18 protein-coding genes are annotated in these 17,920 nt (G+C 46.0%); 6 read left to right on the top strand and 12 right to left on the bottom strand.

Annotated elements, in window-relative coordinates; translation table 11 throughout:
- Window positions 1–12 precede the first annotated feature (12 nt).
- Window positions 13–1,131: a histidinol-phosphate transaminase gene (hisC, locus tag L1D31_RS05100; RefSeq protein WP_239835980.1), complete on the top strand. Its 1,119-nt coding sequence runs from the start codon at window positions 13–15 to the stop codon at window positions 1,129–1,131.
- The gene (locus tag L1D31_RS05095) at window positions 1,115–1,888 is read left to right on the top strand and encodes an ABC transporter substrate-binding protein (protein WP_239835979.1); all 774 of its coding nucleotides are present in this window, start codon (window positions 1,115–1,117) and stop codon (window positions 1,886–1,888) included. Before hisC ends, L1D31_RS05095 begins: the two co-directional genes overlap by 17 nt.
- Before the next feature lie 33 nt (window positions 1,889–1,921).
- On the opposite strand, the gene L1D31_RS05090 is transcribed toward L1D31_RS05095, so the two are convergent.
- From L1D31_RS05090 to L1D31_RS05050, 9 genes are all read right to left on the bottom strand, one after another.
- A complete protein-coding gene (locus L1D31_RS05090) occupies window positions 1,922–2,716 on the bottom strand; it encodes a transporter substrate-binding domain-containing protein (RefSeq protein WP_239835978.1) in 795 nt (264 codons plus the stop codon).
- Between the two features lie 210 nt (window positions 2,717–2,926).
- Window positions 2,927–3,352 (bottom strand): YccF domain-containing protein, encoded by a 426-nt coding sequence (locus tag L1D31_RS05085; RefSeq protein WP_239835977.1) that lies wholly within the window; start codon window positions 3,350–3,352, stop codon window positions 2,927–2,929.
- A 27-nt stretch (window positions 3,353–3,379) separates the two neighbouring features.
- Window positions 3,380–3,673 (bottom strand): antibiotic biosynthesis monooxygenase, encoded by a 294-nt coding sequence (locus tag L1D31_RS05080; RefSeq protein WP_239835976.1) that lies wholly within the window; start codon window positions 3,671–3,673, stop codon window positions 3,380–3,382.
- Between the two features lie 40 nt (window positions 3,674–3,713).
- Complete coding sequence (locus L1D31_RS05075; RefSeq protein ID WP_239835975.1) at window positions 3,714–4,442, bottom strand: sulfite exporter TauE/SafE family protein; 729 nt, start codon at window positions 4,440–4,442, stop codon at window positions 3,714–3,716.
- Window positions 4,443–4,534: 92 nt separating this feature from the next.
- A complete protein-coding gene (locus tag L1D31_RS05070; protein WP_239835974.1) occupies window positions 4,535–6,079 on the bottom strand; it encodes a cryptochrome/photolyase family protein in 1,545 nt (514 codons plus the stop codon).
- Between the two features lie 77 nt (window positions 6,080–6,156).
- Complete coding sequence (locus tag L1D31_RS05065; RefSeq protein WP_239835973.1) at window positions 6,157–7,374, bottom strand: MFS transporter; 1,218 nt, start codon at window positions 7,372–7,374, stop codon at window positions 6,157–6,159.
- A 9-nt stretch (window positions 7,375–7,383) separates the two neighbouring features.
- On the bottom strand, window positions 7,384–7,566 hold the full coding sequence (locus L1D31_RS05060; RefSeq protein ID WP_239835972.1) for a hypothetical protein: 183 nt from the start codon (window positions 7,564–7,566) through the stop codon (window positions 7,384–7,386).
- 123 nt (window positions 7,567–7,689) lie between these two features.
- Entirely contained in the window at window positions 7,690–8,292 is a 603-nt protein-coding gene (locus L1D31_RS05055; protein WP_239835971.1) for a glutathione S-transferase N-terminal domain-containing protein, read from the bottom strand.
- Window positions 8,283–8,696 (bottom strand): rhodanese-like domain-containing protein, encoded by a 414-nt coding sequence (locus tag L1D31_RS05050; RefSeq protein WP_019274318.1) that lies wholly within the window; start codon window positions 8,694–8,696, stop codon window positions 8,283–8,285. Before L1D31_RS05050 ends, L1D31_RS05055 begins: the two co-directional genes overlap by 10 nt.
- A 121-nt stretch (window positions 8,697–8,817) precedes the next feature.
- Between L1D31_RS05050 and L1D31_RS05045 the strand changes: the two genes are divergently transcribed.
- Window positions 8,818–9,756 carry a helix-turn-helix domain-containing protein gene (locus tag L1D31_RS05045; protein WP_239835970.1) on the top strand — a complete coding sequence of 313 codons (939 nt, stop codon included), beginning with the start codon at window positions 8,818–8,820 and terminating at the stop codon, window positions 9,754–9,756.
- Window positions 9,757–9,865: 109 nt separating this feature from the next.
- Entirely contained in the window at window positions 9,866–11,395 is a 1,530-nt protein-coding gene (gene norR, locus L1D31_RS05040) for a nitric oxide reductase transcriptional regulator NorR (RefSeq protein ID WP_239835969.1), read from the top strand.
- Window positions 11,396–11,456: 61 nt separating this feature from the next.
- Here norR and thrS read toward each other — a convergent pair whose 3' ends face one another.
- From thrS to L1D31_RS05025, 3 genes are all read right to left on the bottom strand, one after another.
- On the bottom strand, window positions 11,457–12,728 hold the full coding sequence (gene thrS / locus L1D31_RS05035) for a threonine--tRNA ligase (RefSeq protein WP_275666083.1): 1,272 nt from the start codon (window positions 12,726–12,728) through the stop codon (window positions 11,457–11,459).
- A gap of 192 nt (window positions 12,729–12,920) precedes the next feature.
- Complete coding sequence (locus L1D31_RS05030) at window positions 12,921–13,403, bottom strand: hypothetical protein (protein ID WP_239835967.1); 483 nt, start codon at window positions 13,401–13,403, stop codon at window positions 12,921–12,923.
- A complete protein-coding gene (locus L1D31_RS05025) occupies window positions 13,400–14,566 on the bottom strand; it encodes an MFS transporter (protein WP_239835966.1) in 1,167 nt (388 codons plus the stop codon). The genes L1D31_RS05030 and L1D31_RS05025 overlap by 4 nt, the downstream gene beginning before the upstream one ends.
- 146 nt (window positions 14,567–14,712) lie before the next feature.
- On the opposite strand from L1D31_RS05025, the gene L1D31_RS05020 reads away from it, so the two are divergent.
- Together L1D31_RS05020 and L1D31_RS05015 are read left to right on the top strand one after the other, a co-directional pair.
- Window positions 14,713–15,621, top strand: coding sequence for a LysR family transcriptional regulator (locus L1D31_RS05020; RefSeq protein ID WP_239835965.1), 909 nt, complete (start codon window positions 14,713–14,715; stop codon window positions 15,619–15,621).
- 118 nt (window positions 15,622–15,739) lie between these two features.
- Window positions 15,740–17,587: a M3 family metallopeptidase gene (locus L1D31_RS05015; protein ID WP_239835964.1), complete on the top strand. Its 1,848-nt coding sequence runs from the start codon at window positions 15,740–15,742 to the stop codon at window positions 17,585–17,587.
- Window positions 17,588–17,920 lie beyond the last annotated feature (333 nt).

The following is a 17,920-nucleotide window of genomic DNA, read 5'->3' as shown; positions in this document are numbered from 1 at the left end:
AGGAATAGAAACATGATGTCGCTGGCAGATAAAATTGCACCCGATAATATAAAAAAATTAATACCTTATCAGTCAGCAAGACGAATTGGTGGTTCTGGTCGACTGTGGCTCAACGCTAACGAGTTAGAACAACCACTTCATTTTAACGAACAGCAAAATGCGTATCACCGCTACCCTGATTTTCTACCTCACGATATCGCCTCCGCCTATCAGGGTTACTGCCAAACCCGAAACCCTGCTCTTGCTGTCAGAGGCGCTGATGAAGCCATCGATCTACTTGTGCGTACGTTCTGCCAACCGGGTAAAAGCAGTATTGCTATCTGTAGTCCGACTTATGCAATGTATGAGTTTTGTGCAGATTCACTGGCCGTTGAAACGATCGACGTCCCTTTGCTTGCACCAGACTTTGCTCTGGATGTTGAGGGGATCGTTAAGGCTGCCGAGTCGGCGAGTTTAATTTTTCTCTGTTCACCAAATAATCCAACCGGACAATTACTGAAACGACACGATATTTTATCCATTCTTGAGCAGACACAAGAACACGCTCTGATCGTCGTTGACGAAGCATATATTGAGTTTGAGCTTGAAGAAAGTGTTGTCAGCTTAATCGAGCAATACCCTAATCTGGTTGTTATTCGTACTCTCTCTAAAGCCTTTGGCCTTGCAGCCGTGCGCTGTGGTTTCATCATCGCTGATACATCCGTGATGAACTACCTCAATAAAATGCTACCACCTTACCCAATGCCGGATAGCTCAGCAGAAATCGTATTAAACGCACTGAGCTCAGAGGGTTTAGCCCAAGTCAGGGCGAATACCGAGAAGCTAATCGCTACCAAAGAGTGGTTTGTAGAACAGATTCAGTCATTTGAATGGATTGAGAAGGTGTACCCTTCTGCTACCAACTTTATTTTAATCCGTACGCGACCTGATGTTGACCTTTTCAACTATTTGCTTAATGCCGGAGTTGTGACCCGTAATCAAGCCCATGAACCGAGCTTGAAACACTGTGTACGGATCACGATTGGTTCACAAGAATCTATGCAAGAAGTCGCTACCATCATTAGCCACTTCTCAAACCCAGTATCAACGAAAAACAAAGACAAGGATTTCAACCATGAACAAAGTGCTTAGTGTGATTGCCTGTGCAGCCACTCTTCTGTCTACACCCACTTTTGCAAAACAAGTGCGCTTGGCCTCTGATTTCACTTACCCACCGTTTAACTACAAAGATCCAAACGGTAATCCAACAGGGTTCGATATCGAAATTGCCGATGCATTGTGTGCTGAAGCAAAATTAGAATGTACTTGGGTTGCTCAAAGCTGGGACTCGCTCATCCCGAGTCTGCTGGCGAGAAAGTCGGATGTGATCATGGCTTCGATGCGCATCACAGAAGAACGTAAAAAGCGGGTGCTATTTACCAACAAGTACTACCAAACACCAGCTCGGTTCGTCACTGCAACGGGCACTAAGATTGATATTTCGGAGAAAGGATTAAAAGACAGAGTTATAGGCGTTCAAGGTGGCACGATTCATGACCGCTATGTGACCGATAAATTCGGCGATGTCGCCGAGATCAAACGCTATACAGGTCAAGATGAAGTCTATATTGATATGGCCACCGGCCGACTTGATCTGACTTTTGGTAACTCTGATCAACTTGCCTTGGCATTTTTGGATAAAGACATTGGGCAGGGGTTTGAATTTGTCGGCAAGCCCGTGACCGACAAAGCTTACATCGGTGAAGGGACTGCTCTGGCACTGCGTCAGAAAGACAAACTGTTGGCCGATAAATTCAATAAAGCGATAGCCGCTATCCGTGCCAACGGTACTTACGACAAGATTGCGCAAAAGTACTTCTCTTTTGACATCTACGGCGAAGAGCTGTAAATCCATTTGGGCCTGTTATCAGGCCCCTTTTTATCACTTTGATGCCAGCTCCTGATAACGGAGCATAATCGGGTTCTCAGGCTGGTAGGCCTCAATCAATGAAGACAGCTCTCCCTCAGCCTTCAACTTTTCAAAGCTTTGCCTCAGCGCTTCCACTACTTCAGGTGACGTTTGCTTACCTGTGACCAACCACAACGCTTTACACAATGGTTTTACTTTCATCACTTCAACAAAGTTACTCGGATCGAAGCCGTATTGCGCCATTCGGTAAGGATAGCTGACCGTCACCAAAGGGGCGTAGTCAACCCGATTAGCTCGCAATAAACGAATCGCGTCCTTACCGTAGTTCACTGGAATGATCTGCTTAAAGCCCAAAGACCGGATCAACTCTTCAAAAGACCCTTCTGTTTGAGCACCAAAGCGATAATCCTTGAGTGCTTGTAGTTGATCTGTTTTGAGGCTTGGACCATTAATGTGGCGAAAGATACTGACTTCATATGGCGAAACTTCACCAATCCAGTGAAATTTTTCTTCTCGTATTGGTGTGCGTGACACAGATACAAGCAAAGCATTCTTACGAGTTTGCGTAATTCGCATTGCCCTTTTCCACGGCGTAAAATGCACCTGATGCAGTGTCATTGGGAGGGTTCGAGCAGCATCTTGTACCACAGCTTCGACAAATTTGATCACGTATCCTTCTGCCACACCATCGACTTCCACTTGTAACGGTGGAAAATCCTGAGTGTAGAGAGCCAACTCCACGGGATGGGGAGCAGCATAACTGGCAGTGGAGACGATCAAGCTTGACGCACTGAGGATAGTTTTCATCTTTGTTATCCAGCGCAGCATTGAGTGTTTATTCTATTATTCAGCAGCAAATCTAGCGCACTACTATAAATGACATTTATATCGGGTCAATGTCATACCAGTGCAATATGTCGGATTAGATTGTCTCTTTTATGGGAGAAGTGAAAGAGTTTCTTAGTAACCATCCAATATTGGGATCAAGAAAGCAGAAAGCCCCATTCGGGGCTTTCTTTATTTAGAATATTTTGCCATTGCAGCTTGCTCTTTAGGTACCACAGTTTTTCCAATTGGCGCCAATGAAATATACGCCAGTTTGAGGTGCTGAATCGCAAATGGGATACCAATGATGGTCACAAAACACGCCACCGCCGATAAGATATGGCCTATCGCAAGCCAAATACCCGCAAACACAAACCAGATGATATTACCAACCAAACCAAGCGGGCTGGTTCCAATGTCCATTTCATTGGTCAGTTCATCTCGAGCAATCGCCTCTTGGCCAAACGGGAAGAAAGAAAAATTCCCCATCACAAAACACGCCCGCCCCCACGGAATACCCACGATACTAATGAAAGCCAGCAGGCCGAAGAACCACCACATCAGGCCCATGACAATGCCACCAAGCAAAAACCAAATTATATTGCCTATCGTTCTCATAACCTTATTTTCTCCTCTTAGAAAATCTTAGCCGAACACACTCTCATAATGTTCTACGGTCGGAAATGGATCATAAAAGTGATGTAAAAGCGCTTTCCATTCCTGATACTCGGCAGATTGTCTGAATCCGACTTCATGGTCTTCCAAGGTTTGCCAATTCACTAACAAAATATAGCGCCTCGGGTTTTCTATGCAACGTTGCAATTGATGAGAAACATAGCCTTGCATGCTGGAAATAATGGCCTGAGCTTTTGAAAAGTTTTGTTCAAAATCTTTCTCCATATCCGGCTTCACATCCAGAATTGCGACTTCTAGTATCATGATTTTTCCTTAACCTAAGATGAACATCAATAAAAATGGCTTATACCAAACCTTGCCAAACTGCCGTCGCACCACTGACGGTACACAGCATCAATGCTCCAAAACGAATCTTCTCTTTGGGTAGAGATTGAGTCGTTGCTAAAGCGAGTTTATAACCCAACCACGCAGCGGGCAGTAACGGAATACTGATCCACAAGTGGTGCATCGTCAAAAAGCCCGCTGGCATTTGGATAATCAATGAAATGATTGAGCTGAAGACAAAAAAGGCCGACAAATTGCCTCTTAATTGATTTGCCTCCTGATGCTGTAACAGTAAAGCCATTGGCGGTCCACCAATCGCAGAGCTGGTGCCAAAAAAGCCAGAGAAGAACCCCGCAATGCCCATACGGATTGGGGTCGGTTCGATACGAAAAGGAAGAAGGCTCACCGTAACTGCCAGCAGTACCAACAGACCAAGCCATAATGCCAGCAGATCGGTAGACACCATCACCAGCAACACACCACCCGCTATAGAACCCGGTACACGACCAATTAAGGCCATCTTAAGCCCACCGATCTCGACATTAGCTCTATGTTTCAACGCGTTAAGAATAGAAATGTAAAGGGCGACTAAACAGATAGGCGCGGGAACATAATCAGGCGAAACTAGGAACAGCAGCGGTGCGGCAACAATCGCTAAGCCAAAACCTATCGCTGTCTGTACGAACGAGCCAAGGAAGATCAGAAAGGCAGCAGTCAATGCCTCTGCCGTTATCCATTCAGCAAACATATTGATAAAAACCATTGTAATCAAAGGCCTTCATCATAATCTAATTTGCGCTCTAGCACGTTTTTATTTTTCACAACACGCTGGCGATAGGGCTACAAAATTTCAATATGCTCTAAATAATGCTCTGCTTTTTGCAAAATCTCACTTTGTGCCTGTTCCTCCAGATTGTCCCAAGAGCGATAAATAACGCCAATACGCGGATTTTGCGTAAGCATTTCTCTGTGTTTGTGCATGAAACGCCAATACAAGCTATTCAACGGGCATGCATTATCCTGCGTTTTTTCGCTATGGTTATAATGGCAACCTTTGCAGTAATCACTCATTCGATTGATATACGAGCCACTCGCAGCATAAGGTTTAGTTCCTACAATGCCACCATCCGCGAACAGAGCCATACCTCGGGTATTAGGCATTTCTACCCATTCAATCGCATCCACGTAGATACCGAGATACCACTCATCAACCTGGGCTGGGTCAATCTCCGTTAACAAACAGAAGTTGCCCGTCACCATAAGCCTTTGAATATGGTGCGCGTAGGCGAAATCCAACGATTGCCCGATAGCTTCCTTCATACATGCCATTTTTGTTTCCCCAGACCAAAAATACTTCGGCAAATCGCGTTTAGCGTCAAGGTGGTTGTGCTCAGCATAGTCTGGCATGTTGGCCCAGTAGACACCTCGAATATATTCCCTCCAACCAAGTATTTGACGTATAAAACCTTCCGCCTGAGAAATATCAATGTCTGGGTTTGACTCATACGCAGACAGCGCACTATCAATCACTTCAAGAGGGTGAAGCATTTTGCTGTTTAAGGCGAAGGACAATCGACTATGGTAAAGCGACCATTTTGATTCATGCGCCTGCGTCATTGCATCTTGAAACCGACCAAAGTTAGGTAGGCATACGGAGCAAAAGTGGGCAAGAAGCGTCAGACTTTGATTGCGGTTAATCGGCCATAACAGCGGGCCTTCAAGTTGCCCTATGGTGCTGATATTGTGCCGCTCAAGCGACGCTCTTATCTCGGTGACATCATTGCCAAACAACAGAGGGGTTGGCAAACCTTCTATATCCGCCGCTTTAAGCTTGTTGCGATTGTTCGCATCGTAATTCCACTTTCCACCTTCAGGCTTTCCATCATCCATTAAGATGCTGAAATTTTTTCGCATTTTACGATAGAAGTGCTCCATCATAATGTGCTTTCCTTGAGGAAAGTGCTGCTCAATCTGCTCAAAAGGAAGAAGGAAGTGTTCACTCTCTACCCGTTGAATACGGCAGCCTTGTATCTCTATTTCATCGAGGAGCGTTGCTAAACGAAACTCATCTGGTCTTTGATACTCGAACACTGTTGCACCAAACTCTTTGACATAGTGATGAACGAGTTGCGAGACATCAGAGAATTCCAAAGTTTGGTCCAGATTGAGATGCAACACTTGGTGTCCGTCTTGCTGAAGATCACGCGCAAACGCCCTCATTGCAGCAAAAAATGCACACACCTTTTGCACGTGATGCCTAACATAAGTAGCTTCTGGGTGAAGTTCTGCAATCAAATACAACACTGACTGGTCAACATCTTGAAACCAAGAGTGACGTGCATTGAGCTGATCACCAAGAATGAGACGGATAGTATTAAAGGTCATTTTACTTACCTCCTGACTTTTCTCTTTCACGTTAGTACGTGAAAAACAGGAACTAAGACTTGTGGCGAATGAATTTATTACGCTACTGCAAAGCGTCGAACAGGCTTGTCGTTGATTGGCAGGTGAATAATCGCCGCAGCAAAAGCGAGAACAACCGTCGACCACCAAATGGGTTCATAAGAACCGTAGTAATCGTAAATGCGACCACCAGCCCAAGCCCCTAAGAAACTGCCGACCTGATGAGTGAAAAAGACCAGCCCATAAAGCGTCGATAGATACTTAGCACCAAAGATCTGCCTCACTAAGCCAGACGTCAATGGCACGGTACCTAGCCAACAAAAACCAATGGCCGCACCAAATATCGCCGCTGTGTGCTCTGTGACTGGCAACGTCACAAATGCGCCAATCACCATGGTACGCATCAGATACAGCGCAGACATCACATGGCGTTTGCTAAATTTATCGCCCATCACTCCCCAAAAGTAAGAGCCGAAGATATTGAAAACCCCGACGTAAGCGAGTGCCATCGCAGCCGTTGAGGCAGGTAACTGTTTGTCTGCTAAATAGCTAGGTAGGTGTGTCGCGATGAACATCACGTGGAAGCCACAAACGAAGAAACCAAGATGGAGCAGCCAATAGCCTCTATGAGAAAACGCTTCTTTTAACGCCTGCTTAAGCGTCAAACTATCTTCCTTTATCTCACTAGTAGAGTGTCCTTGGTTAGCCGCTGTTTTCGGCGCTCGCATAAACAATGCAAATGCGATCATTGTTGAGCTGAGAATAGCGAAGCTCTGTAATGCCCCTTGCCACCCCAGATCACTCAGCAGTATCTGCGCTCCAGGAATCATAGCAAACATACCAAAAGAGCCAGCGGCAGTGGTCAAGCCAAATGCTTTTGCTGCGTGCTCCGCAGGGACAACTTTAGCAACGGCGCCAAGAACGATGACATAGCTGGTTGCACTCAGCCCTAAACCAACGAGAACACCGAGCGTCCAATAAAGTGTTGAAGGCTCGACAGCGATAGAGGTCAAATACAGGCCGACGCCATACGCGATAGCTCCTGCAATGATGATGCGTTTAGCGCCAAATCGGTCGGCAGCCATACCGACAAACGGCTGAAATACACCAAAAAGCAAATTTTGCAGCGCAATAGCAAAGCTGAAAAATTCACGTCCTGTTTGAAAGTAATCGGAAACCGGCATCATAAAGATACCAAATGATTGCCTGATACCCAGGCAGATAACCAAAATGGCGATGCCTAACCAGACCATTGCTGGAAAACGGAAAATGCTCATGAACTTACCTTAATGATGGTGATGATGAGAATGGTCACCGGACATATCATGACTTTGCTGGTGGCAACCGCTATTGATAGCCTGCTCCGCTAACAGTTCCATCAGGCGTGGGGACTGATGAACGGCCAGCAGAGTTAGGCAAAGCAATACCGTCATTCTCGCGAGCTGAGCAAAAAGTGATTGAGAAAACATGATTCATAGTCTCAGCAAGAAAATAAAGAGCGCGAAGTGTATTGAGCCTCTCGTTGTGACTCAAATGACATTTTCACAATGGCTCTATGCATGTTAGTCATAGAGTTATTGTGGATTCCTCAATCACCCGTTACGCCACTGTTTGGCTACTTCAATCGCATCGGTTAACCCGTGCCACTCAAGCAAGCTTCTTTGGTATTCCGCCGCTTTGCCTTGAAGAGAAAGGCCGTAACGTTCGAGGCGATAAGCTAAGATCGCATAGAAGGCGTCAACCATGGTCGGCTCATCGTACATAAACGGCAACCGAGCCTTGGCAAAAATGGTGTTGATACGCGTGAGATCAGAGGACAGCTCTTGCATAGGAAGTGGGTCAACATCCGGTTTATCCAGAGTAAACGCGCAATACGTTCTCAATGCAACAAAACCTGAGTGCATTTCACAGCATAAACTCCGTGCTTCTGATCGTTGAGACTCGCTTTGAGGTAACAATTTCCCTCCCGATAGCTCGTTTAAATACTCACTAATGGCAAGCGAATCATGGATTACACAGTTGTTATCCGTAGTGAGTGCTGGTACGAGCCCTGTCGGAGACATCAGTTTAAGCTGTTCTTTCGCCTCAGGTTTCGTTAGATCGATCACCTGAGTTTCCATCTCTATTCCTGCAATGCAAGCACATATCCAAGCGCGCAAAGACCACGTAGAATCTGTTCCAACCACTAAACGCATGTTTCAACCTCCTGTTTAACCAGCTCAAACCCTTCATCAAGCCAGCCTGTGACTCCCCCAATCATTTTTTTCACAGGTCTACCAAGTTTTGCCAAACGAATGGCCGCCTTCTCGGTACCATTACAGTGTGGCCCGGCACAATACACCACAAACTGTGTGTCTGGTGGAAAGGCGCTCAGGCTCTTTTCATTCAACCTCGGGTGAGGAATGTTAATCGCTCCCTTCACGTGTCCTTGCGCAAACAGCTCTTCTCCTCTGACATCAAGCAACACAAAATCCATACGATCATTGCTGATGGCATGATGAACATCCCAGCAGTCTGTTTCAAACTCCAATAGCCGACTGAAATGCGCCAACGCACGCTCACTACTGGCGGCTGGAACTCTAGTTACTGCACTTGTCATAACATCTCCTTGTTTGTCTTTTGAATCATTATTGCGTTCAAATGAGCGACTCAACACTGGCCTAAAAGTCAATATTCGATAATAATCAGCCAAAGACTATCGCTCACTAACGAGTTTCCAGATGATCAAAGTTTCCATTCTTGCTCACTCTCACATCACCTTGTTTGAAATGTCCTGCGCTGCGGAACTGTTTGCCTTGCCTCGACCAGAGTTCGATCCTTGGTATGACTGCGAGATCATTAATATGGAGAATAAAGATTTTGAAAGCACAGGCGGTGTTACTCTCAGGACGAAATTCGTCGAGAGTTTAAAGAGTTACCACACATTGATCATTCCCGGCTGGCCAACTGGTGACTACGAGATTCCTCCCTTGATTCAGCGCGAAATTCGTCAGTTTGTCAGCGATGGTAAACGCGTTTTGTCACTCTGTTCAGGCTCTTTTTTACTTGGGAAACTCGGACTGCTTAAAGGACGTAAAGCCACCACACACTGGATGTATGAAAATGCATTTCGTGAGCAGTTCCCTGATGTCGAATACCAGAAGGATGTGCTTTACGTATTGGACGGGCAGATTGGGTGTTCGGCCGGAAGTGCATCTGCCCTCGACCTTGGTCTAGCAATTATCCGTCACGACTACGGCTATCAGATTGCCAATCAGGTCGCGAAAAGGCTGGTCATATCTTCCCACCGAACAGGCGGACAAGCGCAGTTTGTTGAAACACCCATGCTCAAAGTTCCGGGGACATTTTCACAAGCTATCGCCTGGGCTTCGGCAAACCTGGACAAAGCCATCACTGTCGAAGACTGGGCTCAACAAGCCAGCATGTCTCGACGTACTTTTGATCGTAAATTTCGCGCCAGTTTCAGCCTTTCCCCTAAAGAATGGCTAATCCAACAGCGCATCGAGAGAGCAAAAGGCTTGCTGGAAACCGAGTCCCTACCAATCGAACAATTGGCTAACCAAGCAGGGTTTGAAAACGCCGTCACCATGCGCCATCATTTTCGCCGCTTGGTGGGCGTTTCGCCACAGAAATACAGAGCGCAGTTTGGTCAAAGATGAGAGAGAAATTGACCTTAATCAAACGTATGGCGTTTCTATCCTTTATGACGATGTGAAAACGACAACGCGCTGATAGCATGGCTGACGTCGTTCACTATCGAAGCCAGCTATGGATGCAAAAATGAATCAGGTGCTATTGGAAATAGCCCTCAACCTGAGCTCTAACCTCAACAGCGAAGCCCAATATCAGCACTTGATTGATGGGATTGATCGGGTGTTTCCTTGCGACGCCAGCGCGCTATTCATTTTGGATCAGGATGGATTTCTCACCCCCGTTGCGGTGAAAGGCTTGTCCACCAGCGTTCTCGGTCGACGGTTCTTTCCTCAAGCGCACCCGAGGCTGGAAGCAATCATGGCAAGCAAGCAACCGGTTCGGTTTAGCGCCGATTGTGAGCTACCAGACCCCTTTAGTGGTGTACTACTTAGCGAAGAAGCCGAGTTAGACGTGCATGACTGTCTTGGTTGCAGCTTATACGTGAATGGGCAACTGGTCGGCATACTGACTCTGGATTCGCTCAACATCGGCGCGTTTGATGCCATAGAGCCAATGACCATTGAGACATTCGCAGCACTGGCGGCTGCCACGCTACGCAATATTGGCCAAATTAAAGCGCTCAAAGCCCAAAATCGCAAACAGCGCTCTGTCACACAAACCCTGATTCAGCAAGCTCGCTCAAAACAGGGGGAGATGGTCGGTCTTAGCCCTCAAATTCAACAGCTTAGAACCAATATTGCCACCGTCGCTCAATCAGATTATGCCGTTCTGATCACAGGTGAAACAGGTGTAGGGAAAGAGTTAGTGGCTCACAGTGTCCATGCTCAATCAAGCCGTCGAGACAAACCAATGATTTACGTCAACTGCGCCGCTTTACCCGAAGGCTTGGCAGAAAGTGAGCTATTCGGCCATGTCAAAGGGGCATTCACCGGAGCCAACAGCTCACGAGCAGGTAAATTCGAGCTGGCCGATGGCGGCACCATTTTTCTTGATGAATTGGGAGAACTACCTTTAGTTCTGCAAGCGAAGCTGCTGCGTGTGATTCAGCAAGGTGAGTTGCAACGTGTCGGTAGTGACAAGCATTTACTGGTCAATGTCAGAATCATTGCGGCAACGAACCGTTCACTTGAAAATGAAGTCGAACAAGGACAGTTTCGCGCTGACCTGTTCCACCGTCTAAATGTGTTCCCAATTTCCGTTCCAGCGCTACGTAAGCGCGAAGGTGATATCCCTGTTCTTGCTGGTTATCTGTTGGAAAAAGTACGCAGCCAATTCAACATTCCGAACCTACATTTACATCCCAAAGCCTTGGTACTTTTGGAAAAGCAGAGCTGGCCCGGTAATGTACGAGAACTGGAACATACGCTAACCCGCGCAGCGTTAAGAGCCATTCAGGAGCAACAGCAGATTATTCACCTCAATCACTTTGACGGCGGCTTTGAGAATACAGATGTAAAAAGCACATCACACTACCTGCCGCAAAGTAGCCAAGGAATGAGAGACCTCGTTGAGTCTTACCAGAAAGACCTCATTGTTCACGCTCTGGAAAAATCAAACCGGACATGGTCTAAAGCGGCAGAGTTTCTACAAATGGACCGTGGTAATTTGTACCGAATGGGGAAAAAACTAGGCGTTGAAGCCTAAGTTCAATAACACATAGGTAGGCCCGTAGGCCTACCTGATCTTTCACAACCGTCTAACAAGACTAAGCCAAAGAAAGTGTCGCCTCCGAACCGCCCCCTTTCTGGTGTGCTTGCCTTAGTTTTTCCTTGAGATAAGCAATGAGTTCATCAACAGCTACCTGAGTAATTGTCCCGTCCTCACGACATTTTATCGCTAGGCTGTTGTTAGCTCGCTCTTTGTCTCCCACTACCAGCACATAGGGTATCCTGAGCTTATGGAATCGCTTAAGCTTTCGCCCTACTGAACTCGATCTCAGATCAACCGAAACAGGGATATCATGCTCGATGCAAAGTGCTTCAAGCTGGCGAGTGAAGTCATGGTCAGATTCACTCACCGACGCAATTGCAACTGGCATAGGATGCAGCCAGTCAGGAAGGTCCCCTTGAGACGATTCCAACAACACGCCAATCCAACGTTCAATAGAGCCGTACATTGCTTGGTGCATAATAACAGGGGCTTCAAATTCTCCTTGTTCATTAGTGTACTGAACGTCAAACCGCTCGGCTAAGTTGAAGTCGAATTGAATTGTGCCGCATTGCCAGCTGCGTCCCATAGAATCCATCAGTGACAGCTCGATCTTAGGCCCATAGAAAGCCCCTTCTCCCGGCTGAAACTCTGCTTGTAGCCCTTCATGATCACACGCGGAGGCTAACAGCGCTTGTGCTCTCGACCAATACTCATCTGACCCTAGTGCTTTTTCTGGCTTAGTCGACACTTTTACTCCCAGCTCTCGATAGCCATAATCACCATACACTTGCTTTGCGCGTTGCAGAAATCGACAGATTTCCTCTTCCGCTTGCGACCATCGACAGAAGACGTGCGCGTCATCCTGAGTAAACTGACGAGCTCGTAAACAGCCATTCAGTGAACCCGATGCTTCATTTCGATGCACCAGTCCAAACTCAAACAGTTTAAGCGGCAAATCTCTGTGACTATGAACACCTCGTTTGTACATCAGAATATGGGCAGGACATGACATTGGCTTCAGAACATACTCACTTTTCTCCTCTGAACTACCACCGAAAAACATATTGTCAGCGAACATGTCAATATGGCCTGAAGTCTGCCACAACTCTTGCTTCATAAAGATTGGTGTATTGACCTCTTGAAAACCATTTTGACGATATACACGTCTCATGTGATCTTGAATAGTCTGAAATAATCGCCAGCCATTCGGGTGCCAAAAAATCATCCCCGGCGCCTGAGGTTCAGAGTGAAATAAATCTAGTTGTTCTGCGATTTCGCGATGAGTTTTCATATCATTTTCCTTGTGTGTGTTCTGAGCGAAAAGCAAAACCAAGGTATAAAAAAACCTCTGGCGACGAATTCGCTCAGAGGTTTTTTTAAAGACGTGAAAAACTATCCCCCGAGCAATCTCGTGGTGGTAGTGGTTTGATTAGCGTTTGAATAAATTAATCTCATATTTAAGTAGTAACAATTTTCAAAACTCACTGCAAGCGCATATTTCAGCCACGTTGTTGAAACTTCAATCTTCCAACGACTGGGTTGTGTTGATCATTTTGAGAGCCTGATGATAGAACACTTCGACCAAAACCAGTGTTGAATCATGCTCTTGCCATGTAAACCTGGAGATACGACCTTGATTTTGAATGAGTCCACACTGCTTAGAATGCTCGATTGTAGGAGATGAGCACTCAATAAATTGATAAGGGCTACGCTTAACCGATTGATAGGAGAAAAGCAGTTGCTCTCCCAATGATTGACCTTCTAAGCCGCAATACGCTGCGACTGTCTTTTCATGTTTAGAAAACAAAGTTGATTTGGCCCAAACCAATGGCAAGGCGCCATCACAAAGTATCACTTCCCGTGTGTAAATCGGACTTTGACTGACCACACGTAACGGTTGAATCTGGAAATCTTCACTCGCAGAACGCAAAGCCTGTGTCAGTGAGCCCAAGCCTTTCATTGTTTGAGGCACTGTTGTTGAGTCAATCACGCGAAAATTCATGCAATTTCCTCCACAACCGTGTCTCTGAGGTCAGGGACGAACTTGAAGCACAATAGGCTTACCACACCAATTAAACTACCCAGCAATAGGAAAAAACGCGCTGTACCAAACAGGTTTTGCAAATCGAGCACGAAGGCGCTCAACACCTGCCCCAGAAAATAGAACATCACAAAACCGCTCAGCACGGATGTTCTCAGCGCTGGTATGCTCGTCTGAATAACCAGGTGAGTGAGCACTGGCAGCAATAATCCAAACCCAATACCTGTGCTGACTAATACTATGTACGCGCGCCAATCATATTGTGTTTGCGACAACGCTAGAAATGCAGTGGTGAAACACATAAAGCAAAGCGCTATGACAAGCTTCTCACCATAGTTGATGACGCCATGTCTAAAGAAATACGCTACGAAGGCTGACAACAGACTCATCGCCCCCATCGCCAACCCCGTTTCAGAGCTGTTGAAACCTTGAGACGTTTTCAATAGATAAGGTAAGCCAAGCAATACAAGGTAGTATGACAACATACCCACACACCCAAGTAGATAAAACGGCAAGACCGACCTAAAGCCCAACCAGCCCAGTTTAGGCCGAAATTGAGTACGCACTTTTTTACTTGAGGGAATTCCTTTTAACGACAGTGCGAGTGTCAGCAAAGCAATCAGGTAAATAGTAAAAGGCAGTCGCCAATGCAAAGAGGCTAACCAACCGCTGGCAACGACAAAAGCAATCCCTCCAAGGTTGACCGCAATGGCCTGTTGAGAGATGAAATGCACTCTTTCCTGACCTGAAAAGTAGTCGCTAATCAACTGGTTGATCACCGTCATGCAGATGACGATACTTGTCCCGAAAATGACTCTTCCAACAAGCAGCGCTGCTAATGAATCCAGCCACAAGCCACTACTACCCGCGACTCCATAAAATCCAAGCCCTAACATTAAGCTTTTCTTCTCCCCCAAGTGGTCAATCATACGACTCACAAATGGCGCAAAGCCAATGACCGCAATGGCGGGAAGCGTCATTAACAGTGAAACGCCAAATGGGTCATCAAACACATGGTTTAGTTCAGTCAAAGACGGCGCAATCGCGGCATTGGCCATGACGAGTAAACTGCTACCAAGTAGTAAACAGGCTCGGGTTAAACTAGGAACTGATGAGGTTTTCATTATTGGCCTTAAGTAGGGCTGACATAGGCCAAAGGTTAGAAGTTTTCACTCAAGCCAAATAGCGCAAAATTGGCAACACAGCGTTGCTTTGGATATAGGTTTCAATGTGTTATTAAAGAATCAAACTGAGAGAAAAAGCGAATAACATGGACTGGAACCTAAACGATCTTCCGATATTTATTGCCGTCATCGAAACTGGCAGCGTTTCAAAAGCAGCAAAAAGGCTTGGCATTCAAAAATCCAGTGTCAGCCGAGCCATAACCAGATTGGAAGAGTCGTTGAATATTAAACTGCTTGAGAGAAACAGCCGGCATCTGCACCTGACCTCAGACGGAGAGCAGCTATACAATCAACTTACGCCGCTGATGCAGAACCTGTCTGCAATCAAAGAGCAAGTTCCATCGCAAAGTCTATGCGGCACTCTCCGCATCGCGACTACTTTCGCTTTTTCTCGGGAAATATTGTCACCTAACCTTAAGGCCTTCACCGAACTTTACCCCGATATACAGCTATCTATTCGCAGCATGTCGCACCGTGCTCACTTACTGGAAGACAAACTTGATCTCGCGATTCAGCTCGGTGATTTAGCCCCTTCTGGTTTTTATGCCAAAAGGCTCACTGTTGTGAAATTACTCTGGTTCTGCACACCTGAATACTTGCTGGCGAATCCAGAGCTCCAATCGGCTACGTTGGACACTTTGCAACAGCACGTCAGTTTTTATCACGATCAAGAAAACAATCAATCGATGCTGTACTCAACAATGCCTGATGGCAGTAAACAAACCATAGAGTTTAAACATGCTAACCAACTGGATGATGTTCTTCTGGTACGAGATATGGTCGCATCTGGTAGTGGCGTTTCCCTGCTGCCTGACATTTACTGTCGTCAATTGTGTCGTGACGGTAAGCTAGTACAAATCGCCCATGATCTTAACGTTTTACCGCATGTGAATATTTCAGCCGTTTACGCTAGCAAAACCACCCATTCTCCTCGTTTAAAAGCCATGCTCAACTTTATGGAAGAAATCACTGCACAGTACGTTGGCGAGTGTTAAACGTAAACTCGCTCAGAACTAGATATTGAGAAAACATCAAAAACGCCACCTATGTAACTAATTTCATTATATAAGTCGTGTCATAATAGTGCTTCACACCACCATTTTATGGACTGAAATGACTGCAACTCAATACCTCAAAGATCTCAACCAGCGTTACCTAGACGTGCATCGTACCAAAGAAGATTTGTTCTGGGACACCTACATGGGGATCAGTAACGAACATGATCGTTTTGCCACTGCGCAAACCGCATGGACTCACTTCCTGAGTAATGCCGATCAAATTGCTGACATCGAACAACAGCTCAGCACGCTCAATGAAATAGCCGACTTAGAAGAGCGTAAACAAACTCAGATAGGGCTTGAAGGCTGGCTAGCCACTTTCCGCTCACACGCTATCGAAGGAGATAAAGCTCAGGCACTCAAGACAGAACTGATCGCATTTGAAACGGAACTATTTGAGAAAAAACAAAATCATGCACTGGTTTACGTCAACGAGGAAGGAGAACAAGTTGACGCCTCTTTACCAGCACTACGCTCAACCATAATGGCAAACGAGAATGAAGCCGTGCGCCAGTCAGCACATCAAGCATTGTTAGATCTTGAGCAATGGCTACTTGGCAATGGCTTTATCGATTTAGTCAAACTGCGTAACCAGTTTGCTCGCTCGTTGGGGTACGATAATTTCTTCGATTACTCAGTACTGAAAAACGAAAAAATGACCACCGCTGAGTTGTTTGCCATTCTGGATGATTTCGAGCAGTGGACCAGACAAGTTAATCTCACCAGCTTAGATAAACTCGCCAGTGAGAAAGGCAAAAATGCGCTCACAGGTTACAACTTCAATTACTCTTTTTCTGGCGATTCGATGCGTGATCTGGATCCATACGTTCCGTTTTCCAAATCACTTAGGCGCTGGGTAGAATCTTTCGGTCGGCTAAACATTGATTACTCTGGTGCAGAACTCACCCTGGACTTGCTGGATCGTCAAGGCAAATACCAAAACGGTTTTTGCCACGGCCCGATACCTTCGTTTTATGACGACGGGCGATGGATAGCGGCCAAGGTCAATTTCACCAGTAATGCAAAACCCGATCAGATTGGCAGCGGTTATGATGGCATCAACACCCTATTCCATGAAGGGGGGCATGCCGCACACTTTGCCAACGTCAAAATGAACTCACCTTGTTTTTCTCAGGAGTTTGCACCGACGTCCATGGCTTATGCCGAAACTCAATCCATGTTCTGTGACAGCCTGCTGAATGATGCTGATTGGCTGAAACAATACGCTTTGGATGCGGATGGAAATCCAGTTCCAGACGAGCTCATTCAATCGATGATCAATAGCAGCCAGCCGTTTAAAGCGTATCAGGAACGCAGCATTTTGGTGGTGCCTTACTTTGAGCGAGCCTTGTATCAGCTTAGCGATGAGGAACTGACAGCAGAACACATTACTGCTTTGGCTCGTCAGTGTGAAAAGCAGATTCTGGGACTAGAATGCAGCCCTCGCCCATTGATGGCGATTCCTCATTTGCTTTCTGATGAAGCGTCCTGTGCTTATCACGGTTACTTGCTTGCCAACATGGCCGTCTATCAGACACGCGCTTACTTCCTCGACAGATTTGGGTACCTGACTGACAACCCTGACATTGGCCCTTTGCTGGCAGAACATTACTGGCGTGCAGGCAATCACTTATCCCACAATGACACCATCAAGAGCCTGACAGGTGAAAGCTTCAATGCCAAATATCTTGCCGAGGCATGTAGCCTCACCGCCGATCAAGCTTGGGAAATTCAGAAACAAAAGATTGCTGATTTAAACTCCCGTGAACGAACCGATGCCAAACCGTTGAATGCAAAGATCAATATTGTTGATGGTGCTGATTGCTTAGCTGACAACGCTACCTCTGATGAGCTGATGTGTAAGCAGTTTGAGGACTACATAACAAAAACGTACGGCTGTTAATCTTCTCCATGAGCCAGATTCAAGTCTGGCTCATCTTCCATTCAATGGAATTGATGTTAAAAGCACATCGCGCGTTCCAGCTCATCTCATCATGATAATCATCATCTAACTTTATGTTTTACTCGCTTATTCTCAGCTCAAAATTCATACATTTTAATGACTATCTTATTTACTGTTTAGCTCTTAGCACTATTCATTGATGTGTTATTTACATCAATATCGCTGTCATTTAGACATCAACCTCATATCCAGAAATACATAAAACCAATAAATATCAATAAGTTAAATAATGGCACACTCTCTGCAATTCTAGCGCTAAACAAATCCAAGCGG

This window comes from Vibrio sp. Isolate23, from assembly GCF_022398095.1.
In the GTDB taxonomy this organism is placed as follows: Bacteria; Pseudomonadota; Gammaproteobacteria; order Enterobacterales; family Vibrionaceae; genus Vibrio; species Vibrio coralliilyticus_A.
This window is presented reverse-complemented; position numbering and strand designations above follow the sequence as displayed.